This is a genomic window from Natrinema salsiterrestre (genome assembly GCF_029502005.1).
Taxonomy (GTDB): domain Archaea; phylum Halobacteriota; class Halobacteria; order Halobacteriales; family Natrialbaceae; genus Natrinema; species Natrinema salsiterrestre.
In genome coordinates this window covers 76947-94181 of the sequence record NZ_JAMQOT010000012.1, presented here as the reverse complement: position 1 = coordinate 94181, position 17235 = coordinate 76947, and the positions used below count along the sequence as shown (strand labels likewise).

Genomic DNA, 17235 nt, shown 5'->3' with positions numbered 1-17235 from the left:
ATCCCAGAGGATTGACACCCCTGATTCGGAATGAGCTTCAGTAGTGGGATTCCAGGTAGAGTGAACCCGCCTGCTCGCTCAGAGCTCGTACGTTCCGTTATGTAGTTCCGAAAGCCGTTCGTCGCTCTCCACCACTGCTTTCATCACTACGTCCCTGTCCTTGATGAGCTGATGTTCCAGATAGACACCCTGCTTGTGTCCACCACCGACCTGGTGTGATTCAGAGATTCCCATTAACGAGAGCGTGCTGAGAATCTGACTCACTCGATCATACGAGAGCGGATCAGCGCCGACGTCACCGCAGGTCGTCTCGTATTGGGCGTAGATTCCAGAAGTACGGAAGCGACGATTGTTCGAGCCGGTTAAGCGACCGAGAGTGTAGAGCACGAGTTTCGACTGCGGGGAGGTACTCTCAATCGTCTCCTTGACTCGATTAATCTCTGCACGCTTGACTGCTTTATCGACGTGGTCCGTCCTCACGACCTCAGCATTGTTGTCGTCAGCGATATCACCGGCAATTCGCAGGACGTCGACTGCCTTCCTTGCATCACCATGTTCATCCGCCGATCGGTCAGCAGTCTCGGTTATGACGCCATCTTGCACGACCCCGTCTTGGAACGCATCTCGTCGATACTCGAGGATCTGCTCAATCTGATCACTTTGGTATGGTTCAAAAACGAAGTCCGTCGTTCGCATCGAGCTCTGAACGCGTGCATTGAGTTTCTGCCCGAAGTCGATGTCGTTGCTGATAGCGATGATCCCGATATAGGCATCAGTATGCCCGGCTTCCCGGGCTCGCGAGAGTTCATGGAGGAGTCCCTCAGCGTCATCAACCATGTCGATTTCATCGAGGATGACGATGAGCCCATCATAGTACTCGTCGATGATGTCGTAGGCGTAATCGTAGTATTCAGCGGACCCTAAACCAACACGAGGGATTTCTATGCCGGAATCGGATGTGTCACTTAGGGCACGGGCGATTGTTCGGGCGACTCGGGTTTCGGTATTATTCTTCTTACATTCGACGTAGATGCTTGCAGCGGGGACGTTACGGGCAGTGGCAGTATCAACGAGACGGTCAGATACGTGTCGACTGACAAGTGATTTTCCAGTCCCGGTCTCACCATAAATGACAACGTGATTTGGTTGGGATTCGTGAACGAGATGTCGGATTTCACCAGCAACTGATTTGATTTCTGCATCTCGACCGACGATCCGGTCCGGGCCCGGAACAGTTCCAATAGAGAGTAAATCCCGATCTGCCCAGATTTTGGTCGATGAACCATGTTCATCGCCTTCCCGAACGAACAATGGGTCGTTCGCTGGGTCATTCGGCTCTTGTCGTTGGATTTCTTCCGAAGTAGAGGAATTTTCAGAGGCCGGAGTGTCCACCATGGTCGTATCGAAATCATCCAGCTGTTGCTCCGTGATTGGTGTGTCACCCCCTCCTTCAGATCCGCCGTTGCCCGTCATGGCTCCACCCTCGAAAGGAAACCACTTAGTCGTTACCCCCCTCGTTCGGAATGAGATTTGACGCCTATAGAGGTTGAATAGCACGAAACCGCAGGATAGCGTCTTCATTCACGGAGAAACCCGATTCAAAGTGAGCTGTCGTCAGATATGTGAAATATGCTGACTCCACCCCCCTGATTCGGAATGAGGTACTTGCTAACCTAATCAGCGATGCAGTTTCAGTTCTCGTTGGATAGATGCAGATATGAGAGTTCCAGGGACACACCCCCCTCGTTCGGAATGAGATCATGTCCTACATACCACCGGATTAAGGATCGTATTTCCACCTGATCATGAGGTCGCGGTTTGAAATACATCGAGTAGCCCTCTCGACGCAACGTTTAGTGCTTAGAAACCAGAGGATAGAACAGCTGTAGTTCCAGTGTTAGGCGTATTCACGAATACTTCTAACTAGTGGCGTATTCTACTTGGTGAATAGTTTGCACTACTAGGTAATAAATCTAGGCCTGAAACTAGACGACGGATCATCAGAAGTCCACGCTATCTTGCGGTTTTGGAAAGAACCCGCCCTAGCCGAGAAATTGTAGCTGATTACCGCTACTATCCATACCGTAGGTCGTACGGGATCTCACTCCGAACGAGGGGGGTGTGTGCCCTACGTAATTCTGTTATTGCTGCTCGGTCAGAAAGACGTGATCCTGACCGTTCGTGTTTCCGCCAACAGCCGTCGAATATCTGACCGTTTCCATCCGAGAGGTGAGACGATACCTTCGACAGCTCGCACCAGCTACGTCTCATAGTACGATGGATCATACCACAGTATCCGAAATTTCGTCGGCCGCCGTCTCCAGTTGTTCTCGTTCGTCACCGGCGACATCCAGGTCGGACGTCACCCAGATTGGCCCCCGATCCCTCTAACTCGAGTCTATTAGTTGGTGGTCTACTCGAAGAGATAGAGAGGCGCAACGTTGAAGCCTCCGGGCCTTCATATTCTATGCACGAAACGCAGGTATGAGCTCCACACAAGAGGTCACAAATATACGGCAAGGGCTTTCCACCCGTGAGAGCCGACTCCTCTCGCGCCTCGCCGCGGAGGGCCACCAGATCATCTCGATCGACGATATCGAGGCGACACTCGGGGTCGCATCCAATACTGCTCGCGAGATCGCCTCACGACTCGCCGAGAAGGGGTGGCTGGATCGGCTGCTCCCCGGCCGGTATCTCATCATTCCATTAGCTGCCGGCGAGGAGGCTGTGTACACGACCCACGAGTACCTCATCGCCTCACACGTCGCCGAGCCGATGTACATCGGCTACTATAGCGCCCTCAGCCATCACGGGCTAACCGAGCAGGTGCCTCGAACCGTGTACGTCGTCACCCCGACGCGAGCCCAGAGTCGCGAGATCCACGGCGTCCCATACCGCGTCGCGACGGTCACTCAGCGGAAGTTCTTCGGCTACGAGCCGACGTCCATCGAGGGAACTGTCGTGAACGTCGCCGACCTAGAGAAGACGCTCGTCGACTGTGCTGACCATCCTGAGTACTGTGGTGGCATCCGGGAACTGGCTACGGCGATGGTCGCGGTGGACAACCAGGACTGTTCGTGGGCGACGGTCGGCGAGTACCTCCAGCGGCTCGACAACGGCGCCGCGACCAAACGGATCGTCTACGTTGCCGACGAGCTAGGTATCGACCTCCCGACGCGTAAGACGCTCGTCGAGTCGTTCACGAGCGGGTACTCGCTGCTCGATCCAACGCGGAACAAGCAGGGGACCTACAACAGTGAGTATCGCCTTCGAATCAACGTCGACCCGGGCACGCTCGGTCCGACGGAGTCCTGATTCTAATGATCAGTCAAAACCGTCTCCGTGTCCTTGCCCGTGAGCTAGGTGTCCGCCAGGGCTATGCTGAGAAGAACTACGTCAATTCCTGGATTCTCTGGGGTATCTTCACGAGTGGCTTTGGCGAGAACCTAATGTTCAAAGGTGGAACGGCGCTGAGCAAACTGTACTTCCCCCAGTCGTGGCGATTCTCAGAGGACCTCGATTTCGGCGTTGAAGGCCAGTACAAAGGATCAGAAGACGACCTCCGCGGCGTCCTCGACACAGTTACCGAGCGCTCCGGGATCGAGTTCACCATCAGCGAGCACCACGAGTCCCGCCAGCAACACTATCCGACACACTACGTTGACATGAGCATCCAGTATCGGGCAGTGCTTGACCATCCGAATACGACCAGCCTCGACGTGATGGTCGACGAGTACATTGCATTCGACTCGGTTCACCATACGCACTCCTACGAGGATATTCCGGAGTTCGAACTGCAGGCGTATAGTGTCGATGAGATCTTCGCGGAGAAACTTCGGGCGATCTTCCAACGGGGTGCCGCCAGAGATTACTACGACCTCTACCAGCTCCTCGAGAGCGAGTCTGTTGAGATTAACTTCGACGTTGTCCTTCCTGCCTTCGAAACAAAGTGCGACCACGACGACCTTGACGTTGATCTCACCACAGGTCTGCCGGTGGATCAGCGCGAGGACATTCAGCGCCAGTGGGAAACCTCACTTCCAGACCTGACCGGCGATCCACCTCTGTTCGATACGGTTTGGAAGCGATTGGACGGGGCCGTCATTGACAAAGGGACGGAGTAGGTGCAAATCCTCCCGCCTGCGGCACGTACTAGCCCTGCACTATTAGGGATATTCTGAAATCGGATACTATTCTGAGATAACATCCTATTCAAAGATATGTTTCTATCTATACTATTTAATCTATTCATACTATTCGGGCTATTCATAATATCTAAGCTATTTTAGCTATTCGGCTATTCACTGCCCTTAGTTATAAGAGGGGATAGAGCACTATTCCAGAATAGCATGGCGGGAACGAATAGCAGGAATAGCCTAGATAGTACGAAAAGCCCAAATAGCCCGTACGAATCCGTGGATACAGCGGGGAATTCCCGAGCTGTCTCAGTCTGTATGCTGAAGGGTGGCGTTGGCAAATCAACCATCGCCGTGAATCTCGCGCGTCAGCTAGCCACCCACGACCAAGATGTCCTCCTCATCGACCTCGATCCGAATGGACACGCTTCAGTCGGTCTCGGGTTCGATGACCACTATCACAATACAGACGAGGGTATCGGTGAGGTCTTCTTCGACGAGGCAGACCCAACCTCAGTCGTTTACGATACCGGATATGAATTCGATCTCCTTCCCTCAAGCGAGGATCTCGAGCAGGTCGAGCGAGAAATCGTCGTCGGTGACGTGTTCCAGCCGTCTGCTTTGTTGAAGCGTGAGGTCGTTGAGCCGTTGCTTGGCGACGAATATGACTTCATCGTCACGGACTCGCCTGCCTATCGCTCGCGACTGACTGACAACGCTCTCGTCGCGACGTCTAATCTTGTACTTCCACTGGCGCCCGGCAACGAGGCGATGTCCGGACTGGAACGTACTATCGAGCGTCAGATTGCCCCGCTGCGAAAGCACATGGACGTCGACGTCCTTGCCCTCGTCCCGAACATGCTGGATGGGCGTATCGACCAGCAGACGCAGGACCGCCAGCTCCTTGAACGACTGAACTCCCACAACAGCTTGCAGGATCGAATCCCGAACTTCGCCCGAATCACGGATTGGGAGGCTGTGGGGACCGGCGATATTAGTCCGACACCCGGTATCCGCGACCGAACCAGCATCACAAAGGCGTACGGTGAACGCAAACCGCTATTGGACTACGATCCTGACTGTGACCAGCTGAAGTGCTTCGACGAACTCGCCCACATCGTCGAAGCTGGTGAGGTGGTCCGACATGGCTGACGACGGTGACCCGTTCGCAGATCTTAGTCAGACACTGGATGACAATGCAGACGAGCAAGACAAGACGACTAAACAGGAGTCGTCCGAGCCATCGACCACAGACACGGCAACCGAACACGTCGACCAACCGGATGAGGATACCGTTGAGGAATTAGACCCGATATCAGATACTGCCTTTTCATACGAGGCAGCCAATCAACGGCCGTTCTACGCACGCGAAGAGACCATCGAGAACTTCGATTCCTGGCTGAACTACGAACTAGAGCGTGAACTCAGCACCCGTGGATATCAGAATATCGTTGTCCGGGAGATGACTGACGCCTTGCTGCGCACGGTTGTAGAGGAAGACTTGGTTGACGAGGTCGCTGAACGATTCGAGCAAGAACGAAAGGATTCGATTTCAAAATAGCGTGAATAGAATGCTATTCCTCATCCAAGAAACGTGAAGGGGGATAGTTGTCTCTTAAGGGATGTGAATCGCTGGAAAAGGCTGGATAGCATGAATAGCATACTATTCATATGAACCACTCATTCTGGAGTACCAAACTCACGAATTCTGAGTGCAGAGGTCACCGTTTCCCAATGAACACCATTCACGTATCTGACCGAGTAGAAGGCGTCTCTGCGTTGTAAATCGACGAATCACCCTGAAGGAGGATGGCCGGCCTATTGGTATAGCCACATAGGATTTATAGCAACACAAATAGGGCCATTGTAGGCTGAAACTGCTGAATTTGGGCAATACACCCGAATTATTGTCTGGTCGTGATTACACTGGTAATCACGACCACTTTGAAGTGCCCCGCCGCCGTCGGTGAAGCACGAATGCTGCAACCCCCTCACAACGGCGCTTCCCCCGGGGTAGAGCCGACAAGACCGGGCTCCGAGTTTGCTCTGACTCTCCTCAGCCGAGGTCGAGGCGATGGCGAAGAAGCGCATTCGATATAGGACTAATGACCTCAATCTATATTAAGACACAGTCCGAAGGGTGTTGTATGACCGAAGACGAATCGAACTCCGAGGGCCTGATGGAACGCCAGACCACGGGTGAAGACCGCGTGCGGATGGTTGCTCGGCAGCTGTCGGAGCCACAGACAGCCAACTGGATCGCCTCCGAAGCGGGCTGGTCACACGAACCAACTAAGCGCGTCCTCGAGCGACTCGTCGACGACGGCGTCCTCCACCGTGACGAAAGCGGTACTCACACGACGTATTACCCTGATTATCGCCGCCAAGCGATGCAGGAGGCGATGCGCCTTCGAGACAGCGGACACACTGTCGAGGAGCTTACGGACCGGCTCGCCGATATGAAGACCCAGATCCGCGACTGGGAGGACGAATTCGGCGTCGAGTTACCGAACCAGCTTCGCGGAACGCTCGCTGACGAGTCCCTTGACGGTGACGAGGAAGACCGTCGCCGTGAGATTGCCCGCGAGTGGGAGCACCTTCAGCGTCGTATCCAGATCGTTGGCTTTGCCATCCGCGAATGGGACTTCCTCGCTCCGACGACAGAGTCTGCCGAGGCCAGCAGCTAACGGATGTCGGTCCCGCATCCAGGTGGTGACCCGAACGCGAACCTCTACGCCCAATTGAAGCGGGACGTCCTCGACCGTGTCCCCCAGATCACGGCCGTCGAGTACGTTCCTGACGATATCGAGGCCAAGCAGCTACGGGCGGTTTTTGATCCAGCCCGTCTGGATCCCCCGACAGGCCCTGATTCGCCGGAACTGACCGTCAGGTGGTATCGACAGGCCCCTCACGATTGGTTCCGTATCAACTACACCGATCCGAACACGGGCTTTCACGCCGGCTGGCACCAAGACGAGGACCATCCCGATCTCGGACGGGCGCATTTCCAGTACTCTGCCGCCAATACGGAGGACCGCTGTGGGATCACATTTGAACACGAGACTCCTTCCCTGATCCTCTGGGAAATCGTCGAAGCACTCCTCGAGGATGTTCGTCTGACTTACCAGTACGCGAACGAAGAACCATGACTCCCCGAGAACGCTCCGATCAGTCACTCGCGAGTTCCTTCGAGCGCTATCTCCAGGACAAGGGGAAAGGCCGCGGTGGCGACGGCGGGAACTATCGACGAAACGCTGCACGCGAGCTCGAGCGGTTCGTCGAGTGGGCCGCTGGCGACCGCGGCGACGACTGGATCGGGATCGTCCCCGATGACGTCGACCGCGAACCCACCTTCGAAGATCTCGACGAACGCGTGTTCCGGGAGTACGCCCGGCATCTCGGTGGAGATCGGGGACTCAAGCAGAACACGGTACAAACCTATTACCGCTATATCTCTGCGTGGTGCGGGTGGTGTGTCAACGAAGGGTATCTCGAGGCCCACTACGCGCAGAGGGCGAGTGCGATGGCGCCGCTGCCGGAGGACGACGGCCGCAAGCCCGGCGACCAACAGGCCTGGACGTCTGAACAGCGCCACGCCCTCACCCGCCACGTCGACGAACGGGCCCGCGACGCCGTCGAGGCGTACACGACACTCTCACAGGATACTGACCCACTCGACAAGCAGCGAGCGCGCTACGCCGCGCTCAAAGCGGCTCGTGACCGGGCTCTGGTGTTCGTCCTCGCGTACACAGCTGTCCGCGTCGGGGAACTCCTCCGGGACCCGAACGACCCGCGCCGGCGCGGCGTCCGCTGGGAGGACCTCTCGCTCGAGGACGGGAGTATGGACGTCTACCGGAAGAAACAGCAATGGGACGCCGCGAGTCTTCCCGACCCGGTGATCTCGCCGCTGCGAAGCTATCGCCAGCTGATGGACCCACCGACGGAGCGGTGGCCGGTGTTTCCAACGTTCGACCAACGGACGCTTGCAGGGCTCGTCCGGGAAGAGCTAGCCGACCGAGGGGAACGCCCAGAGGCAATTACTGAGCGCCGTGAAGAATACGCTCGCGACCTCCTGCTGGCGCTCGATGGGGACATTCGGCCGCCGTCGATCACGACCGATGGTGCACGGTCGATTCTCCAACGACTCTCCAAGGAGGGGGAGGTCGACATCGTCCACCCGAAACACGACTACCTCGCTCCTCACGGCGGTCGACGAGGCATGGGAGAGGTCCTCGTCAGAGCATTCGGCTACACGGTCGCAGCTCGATATCTCGACAACTCGGAGGAGATGGTTCGAGAGCGCTATTCCCACATCGAGGCAGGCGAACTTGGAGACGTGGCGACTGAAGCTCTCGACGAGGTTGACCATCTTGGGAAGTGATCGCCCTCTACAGTTGTTCTCGGTTGACGATGCGAGCGACACGTACGTTGATAGTGAGTGACTACGTTATTCACTACCAGACCGACTGAACGATCCTGATCCCGAACCCATCCGTGAACCAGCCCTCAATTCAGCGTACCCATGCCAGTTGACCCCGTGTGTGGGATGGAAATCCCACTCGAATCTGCCGAAGCGACTACCGAGTACGAAGGTGAGTCGTTCCACTTCTGCTCGAACGACTGCCAAGCGTTGTTTGATAGCGCTCCCGAGAAGTACGTCGAGACGCCGCACCCCCATCTCATCGAGACAAGCGGTGCTATCATCCCTCGTCTGCCATACGGCCGTGCGAAAGGTGAATTCGACATCGATATCGCAGATCCCACGTCGCTGCAGGAGGGCGACAGCGTCAATTTCTCGAAGGAGATTACGGACGACGACGTCCGGAAGTTCGCCGAAGCGACCAGCGACACGAACGCCCTCCACCTCAACGACGCGTTCGCGGAGAAGACACGGTTCGGCCACCGAATCGTCCACGGGACACTCGTCTCGGGACTGATTAGCGCGGCACTGGCGTGCTTTCCCGGGCTGACCATCTACATCTCGCAGAACCTGGAGTTCCAACAGCCCGTGGACATCGGCGAGACACTGACGGCTCGATGTAAAATCGTCGACGAACTCGACGGTGCCCGGTATCGCCTCACAACTCGAATCGAGAACGACGCCAACGAAATCGTGTTGGATGGAACGGCGACGGTTCTGATCGATCCTATCCCGGAGTGATCACCAGCACGTTCGACACCAGTGATGACAATGCACCCATTTACAGCGCCTCTCGAATTGCAGCGTCGAACGCTCGAACGAGGCGCAGATGCCGTCGAGACGATGCGTTTCCTTCCGGAGCGAATCGACGACCTCGCCTCAGTCGAGGTCGGCCAGACGCCAAGTGAGGTCATCCATTCGGAGAATAAACTCGACCTCCTGCACTACGAGGCCCTGACCGACGACCGACACGACGCGCCCCTGCTCGTCGTCTACGCGTTGATCAACCGACCATATATCCTCGACCTCCAGCCGGACAAGAGCGTCGTACGACGGTTTCTTGAGGACGGCTTCGACGTCTATCTCATCGACTGGGGGGAACCGTCCCGACTCGACGCGTCGCTGACGCTGGGAGACTACGTGAATCGATACATCGACAACTGCGTCGATGTCGTCCGCAATCGAACTGAAACTGACGAAATCAATGTCCTCGGTTACTGCATGGGTGGGACACTGAGTACGATGTACGCTGCGCTACACCCGGAGAAGGTCCGTAATCTCGGCCTCATGGCGACGGGATTGTATTTCGACGATACGGGTGGTATCCTCGAGCAGTGGGGAAGCGAGGAGTACTTCGATCCAGGAGCGATCACCGAGACGTACGGAAACGTCCCGGCGGAGTTTCTCGCGACGGGGTTCGCCCAGATGAATCCCATCGAGAATTACGCCGGGAAGTACACCATCCTGTTCGACAACCTCGAGGACAAGACTGCCGTCGAGAACTTCGGCCGAATGGAACGCTGGGTACGTGATGGGGTCGACGTCGCGGGGGAAGCCTATCGACAGTTCATCGAAGATATCTACCAGGAAAACGCCCTCTACCGGAACGAACTCGTGCTGGATGGCGACCCCGTCGACATCGAGAATCTCACGATGCCGGTCTTACAGATCATCGGCTCGTTCGACCATCTCATCCCGCCGGACGCGAGTAAACCATTCATGGACACTATCCCAAGCGAAGACACCGACATCTACGAGTTTCCGACCGGTCACGTCGGGATGGCCGTCTCGGGCAAGGCCCACGCGGAGCTGTGGCCCCGCGTGGCGACGTGGTTTCGAGAGCGGTCGGTGACCTCGACCAAAGGAACGGATACACCCGGCGGGAACGATGTTCCAGAGGGAGCCGACCAGGAACAGTCGTTGCAGAAGCTCGACGGCATCGGACCAGCGTACGAGGAGCGTCTTCATGACGCCGGGATTTCTACGGTGAGTCAACTCGCAGCCGCGGATCCGGCCGCGCTCGCTGAGCGACTGGGTATCAGTGGCTCACGAGTGTCGTCGTGGATCCAGCAAGCCCAACAGCTCTCCAGCTAGTTCGCTCCCCACGCTGTTTCCCGGACAGTTTCCCCGGTGACATCTACGACGGATCCCTATGTGATGACGATGCCACCGTCGATTTCCATGTACGGGTGTCCATAGCCACAGTAGGTCAGGCAACTCAGCGTGTAATCGCCCCGTTGCGTCGCCCCTAACTGTCGAACGATGGATCTGGTGGCATTTTGCGGAAGTGCAACCGGGTGCATCATCATTCCACCGCCCATGTGAACCTGTCCGGAGGGCATGATCGCGAGGCTATGATCTGGGTACTGCTCGTTCGCTTCTTCGAGTAGCTCGTGGAAGTCGCCGTCGGCCGGGGCCGGGATGCGTTCCTCGTTTCGTTCTTCGAGGGCCTCGTGGTCGGGAAGGGCGTCTCGAATCGACGCTGGGAGGGATTGGACGGCCTGACTCGCGAGCGTGTTGAACGAAACGACACGGAGAACATCGTTCCGTTGCAGGCTGATACGGTCCTGTTCCTCGCCGGATTCGTCGACGATGATGAACCCCCAGTGATACGCGCCGACGTAGATCGTTCGATCGACCCCGCCGCTGGTTCCCGGGAGATTGCCGACGCAGCCCGCTAGACCTGCGATGCCGGCTCCGAGCGCAGTGAGAAACTCACGTCGCTGTACTGTCGGGGACATGATTGCAGACTACTGCGACTCCTCGCGGGTGAGTTTCGCACGCCGTTCCTCGAACTCCTCGTCGGAGAGATCGCCGCGTGCGTACGCCACTCGGAGCTCTTCGAGTGCCCTATCAGTGGTTAGCGACGACCCGACCCCACCGACGAGGCCGCGATAGAGGAGGTAGCCGATGCCGACCAGGACGACGAGCCAAACGAGCATCATCCCGATGCCCCACAGTGGCGAGAGACCGCCGGCCGTGCCGCCGCCCCACCACCAGCCCATCATCCCCATCATTGGAGCGGCGAAAACCATCATTAACATCGGAAACAGGACGATCACTGCGAGGACGATTAGGACGATGCGGAGCAGGCCGTCGGACGTGCGCTCTGTCGACATGGGTACCCACTACTGACTTCGCCGGCTGCATTCATAAAGTTGGACGACCAGAACTGCTCCATTGGTAGTTCCTGGGCGGGGTGGCGGCCAATACGTTGCTCCGTGTCTTGCTTGGGGTGAGCGCACTCAGCAGCAGTGGGGGTCGTCAGGCGACCACTCGCACGCGTCGCCAGCCGTCAAGTTGTTTTCGTCCACGTAGGTCGAGAGACACGCGTAGTTGCAGAAGTAGGTCGCCGACCCGCAGTCGTCGGTACAGTCGCGCACACAGATCGGGTCGTGGTCGAAGATACGCGATCCGCAGTACGCACAGGCCTCGTCGACGTCGGGAAGTTCGACGGTTGTAAACATACCTGCGCTACGGGCACGAGCCAAAAACGCATTTCGTCAGCCGACCATGCATATACGTTGCTTCCGGGCTGTCCGCGGCGGAGGCGTGAGACGGAGCGACTAGAATTCGACCGCTCCGATCATCGGTTCGCCGACACACTTCGGGCAGACATCGGTGTCGTATTCCGCCATACAGTGTCGGTGGCAGGAGACCCCGCAGTGCTCGCAGACGAACACCTCGTCGTCGCTAGCGCATTCCGAGTCACAGATGTAGCACTGAACCATGGATACTCGAACGTTGGCTCGCAAACCGCATCAACGCTATGCTCGGCGCCTGATAGATGTCTGATTTTCATGACGGCTACCGCCCAAGTCTATCCCTGTTTGGAGACAAAATGAATGCCAAATCGTTGGCTATCCATTGCTCTCTTCGAAATACAACCCAATCTCCGGGTTCTTCGACGGGGTCAACTTTCGATTCCTAACAACAATTCGATTGAATGAGTAGAACGTCTTTCTACGTATGGAAACGACCACGGCACCCACGGAGACGGTCGGTGAGAGTAAGACGCTCGTTCGAGGCAACGCCCTCGAGAAAACCTACGGGTCACGACTCCCGTTGGGACGGTCGACGCCCGTTCTCACCGGTGCGGATATCGAGGTCCGTGCCGGCGAGATCGTCGGCATCGTCGGCGAGAATGGGTCGGGGAAGTCGACGCTGATGAAGATCCTCGTCGGCGTCCTTGATCACGATGTGGGCACGGTTGAACGGACTGGGACCATCGGCTGGTGTCCGCAGGAGCCCCTGCTCTACGATCGGTTGACCGTCTCAGAAACGTTCCGACTGTTCGGCGCGGGGTACGGGATGAGTCGCGAGGAGATCGACGCGGCGAAACGGCGACTGGCGGACGAACTCGACTTCGAACGGTACCTCGATTACCGAGTTGACCAGCTCAGCGGCGGGAACCGACAGAAGGTCAACCTCAGCATCGCGTTGATGCACGACCCGGACGTTCTCATGCTCGACGAACCCTACACCGGGTTCGACTGGGAGACCTACCTGCGGTTTTGGGACATGGCTCAGGACCTCGCAGACGACGGCACTGCTGTCGTCATGATCTCTCACCTCATCGAGGAACGAAGCCGTCTCGACCGCGTCTTCGAGGTGCGGGATGGTCTGGTCCACGACGTGACCGACGAAGAGACCGTGAGCGAACTCAGGAGCGACCGGGAGGGAGACGATGAATAGGTTCGCCGTGGGCGTTCGATCAAACGTTAGGACGTTCCTCAGGACGCCCCTGAACGTGGTCCTCGCGCTGGTGCTGCCGCTCGTGGTCATCGAGGGGTGGGGACAGGCGATGGCGGGGCTACCGTCGATGCCGACCGTCGAGGCGATTCCGCTCGATCTCGGGCGCGTACTCGGCGCGATCTTCGGCGTCGCCATCATCGCCGGGCTGATGGGGCTAGTCCAGATGATCAGTGCCCGGGAGGCCGACCGACGGCTCGTCCAGACCGGGTACTCGCCGAGGACGTTACTTGCGACGCGGCTGGCGACTCTCGCGGGTGTCACGATTGTCGTCGCAGGGGTGAACTTCGGGGTCCTCTGGCTGACCGTCGAACCCGAGGCACCGCTGCTCGTGTTCGCGTTCCTCGCGCTCGCGGGCGTCGTCTACGCCTTCCTCGGTGCGCTCGTCGGCGCAGTGCTTCCGCGGCTGTTCGAGGGGTCGCTCGTCGTCGTGTTCCTCGCGATGATGGACGCGTTCCTCAGTGGCGACAGCCCGCTCGCCGCGGATGTCCCCGACTTCGTCCAGTACTTCCCGCTGTATCATCCGAAAGAACTTCTCCAGTCGGCCGTCTTCGATGGCACGTTCGCGGCGGGCGACCTCGCCTTTGTTGGCGGATACGTTCTCGTGTTGCTCGTCCTCGTGACTGCCGTATTCGGTGCGACGATGCGCACGTCTGGGGGGTGGTCAGCGTGAATCGAACGGCCACGGCGTTCGGTATCGGGCTCCGGGAACACGCCCGCAACTACGTCCTCGTGGCGCTCTTGGTGATCCTCCCAGTGTCGTTCATCACGCTCGCCTTCGCGGTCACCCAGGACGTCCAAATGCCGGTCCGGACGTTCGTCGACGGTGAGACGACGACCGTGATGCGAGGGATGCCTGAGGTCCACGGCGTGATCATGACACCGATCACGAGCTCGTTTATCGCTGGCCTGGCCGGCCTGTTCCTGATGCGCGAGGCGAGAGATACGGACGGCCGCCTCGCGGTCGTCGGCTATCGCGCCCGCCAGGTTATCGCCGCACGGTTCGGCGTTCTCGCCGTGATCACGCTTGTCGTTGTCGGCGTCTCCGTGGGCGTGATGCTCATTGACTTCCAGCCCGAACAGCTGTGGTGGTTCGTCGCCGCGATGTTCGTCCTTTCAGTTACCTACGGACTTATTGGGATGTTCGTCGGCGCCGTCTTCAACCGTCTGGCCGGCCTGTGGATCATGTTGATCCTCCCGATGATCGATATCGGCCTCTTCCAGGACCCGCTGTTCGTCCAGTCGGAACCCGAGTGGTGGATGAAACTCTTCCCAGGGTATCATCCTGTCCGGGTGATGGTCGATACCGGACTCACGACGGACCTCGATACTGCTATGTCGCTCGGTTGGGGATTCGGCTACCTCCTATTCGTCGGACTCCTCGCTATTTGGGTGTACTACCGAGGAACTCGAGCGACGTGACGACGCAATCGAAAGAGGGCGACCTCCGCAGACGGACGAATTTACAGACGTCTCTCGAAGGAGTTTGTTGACTCACCTCACAGAGATCGGTCGTCTTGCCTATCCTCCAACCGTTCACGACGCTGCTGGAACTCTTCTTCGTCGATCTCGCCTCGTGCGTAACGGCGTTGGAGGGTTTCCATCGCAGACGTATTACTCCGGGAAGGAGCGTCACCTCGACCCAGTGCCCAGTAGAGGAGTCCACCGATCAGTCCCAGCATTCCGAGTGCCCCGCCGATGAAGGGGACGCCGCCCCACCCGCCCCTCGATCCGCCCATCATGCCGCCATCGGGACTTCCGCTGCCCTCGACGTCCGAGCCGATAGCGACGGCGCCGTTCTGGACTATCGTCTCGCTGTCGGGGACCTCGCCGTCTGGGATCGGGCTGTCTTCAGCTGGGCCGCCAGGGCTACCGACGACGATACGACCGACCATGCCGACCGTCTTGTGCGGGATACAGTAATAGTCGTACGTGCCGGGCGCCTCGAACGTGTGCTCGAAGCTCCCCTGCGAGATGGTCCCGCTGTCGAAGGCGGTGCCGTCGGCGGGAACGCGGTCCGGATAGGCTGTCGCCGAGTGGGCTCCGGCTGCTATCTCGAAGCGGACGGTCGTGCCGGGTTCGACGTGGAGCCCGATCGGGTCGAAGTAGTTGTTGCCCATCTTCACGACGGGCGTCTCCTGTGCGGCGACTGGTTGGGTGAATCCCGCACTCGCGACTGTGCCGGCACCGAGCGCTCCCAGGAACTGGCGTCTACTGTAGTCTGTCATTGTAGCTGGTTGGCTTCTGTTATCCACGGATGATGCTGGCGAGCCGGTTCGCGAGTCCGGGCGATTGCTGGCCGGCGCTCTCGATGGCAGCGTCCAGTTCGTCCCGGTCGACGATGCCGATGAACTCGGCAGTTCGCTCCCCGTTCGCATACACAAGCGTCGTTGGCGTCTTTCGGACACTGTACTCCTCGGCCGTCTCCAGATCGGTCTGAATGTCGACCTCTCGGAACTCGACATCCGGATACGCATCTTCGATGCCCTCGTTTTTCTCTCGCTGCGTTGTGCACGCTCCACAGGTCTCCTGCGTGAACAGGATAACTTCTGTCATAGTACCTAGTATGGTATTGTGCTTTTAGCACATTTCTATTCACATCCGAAAGCTGTGAGGGTCACAGATTTCGGATTCCAAGGAGGCGGACGTGAGTAACGCCGGAGGTTGGTGGTCGGACCGTCACTCCGAGCGTTCGAGCCTGTTCCGACGCGCCTCGAACTCTTCCTCGGTGAGATCTCCGCGGGCGTATGCCATACGCAGCTCCTCCATTGCAGGATTCCGCGACGACTGCGATGCCGTCACGCGACGGAAGACGAGATATCCTCCACCGAGCAGGAGGAGGAGGAAGACCAGCTGGACGAGCATCCCGACGAGTGGCCACCAGCCGCTGGTCGTCCCGTATCCATCCATCATTCCACCGTATCCCATCATCCCGCCGAATCCCATCCCCATCGTGAGCAAGGGGAGGACGATGATCGCCCCGAGGATGAGGAGGACGATGGTTGTGGTGTCGAGTTGGTTTGATGATGTCATGGTTCAGATCTCGGTCGATGACTCGAGTTCGTCCGCGACACTGGCGAGAACGCGTTCGAACCGCTCGTTGACCTCGGTCGCGATGGAATCGAGCGCATCGTTGTCCGCGATACCGACCAGCTGTTGCGGATCAACTGCACTCACCATGACCTCGTCGTTATCGGTTTCGTAGACGATGACGTTACACGGGAGGAGTGCGCCGAGTTCGATTTCTTCGGTCAGTCCCTCGTATGCCAGAGGTGGATTGCATGCACCGAGAATGCGGTACTGACGGAATTCTTCGTCGAGTTTCTCCTTGAGCGTCGCCTGGATATTGATGTCACAGAGGACGCCGAATCCTTCGTCTTCGAGCGCAGCAATCGTCGTGACGACGACGTCGTCGAACTCACCGGTGACTGAAGTCTGTATTGTGTATTCCATGGAATATCATACCCCGTCCACGGGGTTAACGGTTGGGTGCCGCAACGGTGGGCGTTGGGGGTGTGGTGAACCGGTTGGAACAGCAGCAGTTCCGGTCATCCGGTACGTTCGAGCTGTTTTCGCCGCCGCTCGAATTCGTCGTCCGAGAGCTCACCGCGGGCGTAGCGCTCGCGGAGAACCGACAGCGACTGCTCTTCGTTCCCACCGGATCCTCGGTTGAGGAGCGCATAGACGAGGTAGAGCGGGACGACGATGAGGAGCCCCATCCAGAGGAGTCCCCAGAGCCCCATCGCTCCGCCGAAGAGGCCCCAGCCGTCGCCCATCATGCCGCCGCCGTAGCTCCCACTACCGTGGGCAGCAGCCGTTCCAGTCGCCGCGACCAGCAGCGGGACGTAGAGTATCGCGAGTCGACGAGCAGTGCGTCCGATGTGAGTGGTGAGTTGCGTCATTATCTTGCGTTGGTGAATCGTGGTG

At 58.2% G+C, this 17235-nt stretch carries 21 protein-coding genes; 12 read left to right on the top strand and 9 right to left on the bottom strand.

Annotated features, from left to right (window positions below; genetic code table 11):
• Window positions 1-78: 78 nt before the first annotated feature.
• A complete protein-coding gene (locus NDI89_RS21775; protein WP_277524751.1) occupies window positions 79-1473 on the bottom strand; it encodes a Cdc6/Cdc18 family protein in 1395 nt (464 codons plus the stop codon).
• Between the two features lie 1011 nt (window positions 1474-2484).
• On the opposite strand from NDI89_RS21775, the gene NDI89_RS21770 reads away from it, so the two are divergent.
• The 9 genes from NDI89_RS21770 to phaC all read left to right on the top strand — a co-directional run bounded on the left by NDI89_RS21770 (window position 2485) and on the right by phaC (window position 10650).
• Window positions 2485-3315 (top strand): type IV toxin-antitoxin system AbiEi family antitoxin domain-containing protein, encoded by an 831-nt coding sequence (locus tag NDI89_RS21770; RefSeq protein WP_277524750.1) that lies wholly within the window; start codon window positions 2485-2487, stop codon window positions 3313-3315.
• 5 nt (window positions 3316-3320) lie between these two features.
• Entirely contained in the window at window positions 3321-4124 is an 804-nt protein-coding gene (locus tag NDI89_RS21765; protein WP_277524749.1) for a nucleotidyl transferase AbiEii/AbiGii toxin family protein, read from the top strand.
• Between the two features lie 225 nt (window positions 4125-4349).
• A complete protein-coding gene (locus NDI89_RS21760; protein ID WP_307729485.1) occupies window positions 4350-5288 on the top strand; it encodes a ParA family protein in 939 nt (312 codons plus the stop codon).
• Entirely contained in the window at window positions 5281-5697 is a 417-nt protein-coding gene (locus NDI89_RS21755; RefSeq protein WP_277524747.1) for a DUF7970 domain-containing protein, read from the top strand. The genes NDI89_RS21760 and NDI89_RS21755 overlap by 8 nt, the downstream gene beginning before the upstream one ends.
• Before the next feature lie 544 nt (window positions 5698-6241).
• Complete coding sequence (locus NDI89_RS21750) at window positions 6242-6823, top strand: DUF7342 family protein (RefSeq protein ID WP_142980819.1); 582 nt, start codon at window positions 6242-6244, stop codon at window positions 6821-6823.
• Window positions 6824-6826: 3 nt separating this feature from the next.
• The gene (locus tag NDI89_RS21745; RefSeq protein WP_277524745.1) at window positions 6827-7285 is read left to right on the top strand and encodes a hypothetical protein; all 459 of its coding nucleotides are present in this window, start codon (window positions 6827-6829) and stop codon (window positions 7283-7285) included.
• Window positions 7282-8517: a phage integrase SAM-like domain-containing protein gene (locus tag NDI89_RS21740; protein ID WP_277524744.1), complete on the top strand. Its 1236-nt coding sequence runs from the start codon at window positions 7282-7284 to the stop codon at window positions 8515-8517. Before NDI89_RS21745 ends, NDI89_RS21740 begins: the two co-directional genes overlap by 4 nt.
• A 141-nt stretch (window positions 8518-8658) precedes the next feature.
• Complete coding sequence (locus tag NDI89_RS21735) at window positions 8659-9297, top strand: MaoC/PaaZ C-terminal domain-containing protein (RefSeq protein WP_092893744.1); 639 nt, start codon at window positions 8659-8661, stop codon at window positions 9295-9297.
• A gap of 24 nt (window positions 9298-9321) precedes the next feature.
• Window positions 9322-10650 (top strand): class III poly(R)-hydroxyalkanoic acid synthase subunit PhaC, encoded by a 1329-nt coding sequence (gene phaC / locus NDI89_RS21730; RefSeq protein ID WP_092893745.1) that lies wholly within the window; start codon window positions 9322-9324, stop codon window positions 10648-10650.
• 56 nt (window positions 10651-10706) lie between these two features.
• Here the strand turns inward: phaC and NDI89_RS21725 are convergent, their stop codons facing one another.
• From NDI89_RS21725 to NDI89_RS21715, 3 genes are all read right to left on the bottom strand, one after another.
• On the bottom strand, window positions 10707-11297 hold the full coding sequence (locus NDI89_RS21725) for a cupredoxin domain-containing protein (RefSeq protein WP_092893746.1): 591 nt from the start codon (window positions 11295-11297) through the stop codon (window positions 10707-10709).
• A 9-nt stretch (window positions 11298-11306) separates the two neighbouring features.
• Complete coding sequence (locus NDI89_RS21720) at window positions 11307-11675, bottom strand: SHOCT domain-containing protein (RefSeq protein ID WP_092893747.1); 369 nt, start codon at window positions 11673-11675, stop codon at window positions 11307-11309.
• A 126-nt stretch (window positions 11676-11801) separates the two neighbouring features.
• Window positions 11802-12023 carry a hypothetical protein gene (locus NDI89_RS21715; protein WP_277524742.1) on the bottom strand — a complete coding sequence of 74 codons (222 nt, stop codon included), beginning with the start codon at window positions 12021-12023 and terminating at the stop codon, window positions 11802-11804.
• A 502-nt stretch (window positions 12024-12525) separates the two neighbouring features.
• Here NDI89_RS21715 and NDI89_RS21710 point away from each other — a divergent pair.
• From NDI89_RS21710 to NDI89_RS21700, 3 genes are read left to right on the top strand one after another with little or no spacing between them, the layout of a single operon-like run.
• The gene (locus NDI89_RS21710) at window positions 12526-13251 is read left to right on the top strand and encodes an ABC transporter ATP-binding protein (RefSeq protein ID WP_277524741.1); all 726 of its coding nucleotides are present in this window, start codon (window positions 12526-12528) and stop codon (window positions 13249-13251) included.
• On the top strand, window positions 13244-13981 hold the full coding sequence (locus NDI89_RS21705; RefSeq protein ID WP_119712877.1) for an ABC transporter permease: 738 nt from the start codon (window positions 13244-13246) through the stop codon (window positions 13979-13981). Before NDI89_RS21710 ends, NDI89_RS21705 begins: the two co-directional genes overlap by 8 nt.
• Entirely contained in the window at window positions 13978-14730 is a 753-nt protein-coding gene (locus tag NDI89_RS21700; protein ID WP_277524740.1) for an ABC transporter permease, read from the top strand. The genes NDI89_RS21705 and NDI89_RS21700 overlap by 4 nt, the downstream gene beginning before the upstream one ends.
• Before the next feature lie 77 nt (window positions 14731-14807).
• On the opposite strand, the gene NDI89_RS21695 is transcribed toward NDI89_RS21700, so the two are convergent.
• The 5 genes from NDI89_RS21695 to NDI89_RS21675 form a co-directional block, all read right to left on the bottom strand.
• Complete coding sequence (locus NDI89_RS21695; protein ID WP_277524739.1) at window positions 14808-15536, bottom strand: plastocyanin/azurin family copper-binding protein; 729 nt, start codon at window positions 15534-15536, stop codon at window positions 14808-14810.
• Window positions 15537-15555: 19 nt separating this feature from the next.
• On the bottom strand, window positions 15556-15864 hold the full coding sequence (locus tag NDI89_RS21690) for a thioredoxin family protein (protein WP_277524738.1): 309 nt from the start codon (window positions 15862-15864) through the stop codon (window positions 15556-15558).
• Window positions 15865-15987: 123 nt separating this feature from the next.
• Window positions 15988-16341: an SHOCT domain-containing protein gene (locus tag NDI89_RS21685; RefSeq protein WP_277524737.1), complete on the bottom strand. Its 354-nt coding sequence runs from the start codon at window positions 16339-16341 to the stop codon at window positions 15988-15990.
• Window positions 16342-16344: 3 nt separating this feature from the next.
• Entirely contained in the window at window positions 16345-16761 is a 417-nt protein-coding gene (locus NDI89_RS21680) for a DUF302 domain-containing protein (RefSeq protein ID WP_277524736.1), read from the bottom strand.
• Between the two features lie 95 nt (window positions 16762-16856).
• Window positions 16857-17210 carry an SHOCT domain-containing protein gene (locus tag NDI89_RS21675; protein WP_277524735.1) on the bottom strand — a complete coding sequence of 118 codons (354 nt, stop codon included), beginning with the start codon at window positions 17208-17210 and terminating at the stop codon, window positions 16857-16859.
• Window positions 17211-17235: the final 25 nt, after the last annotated feature.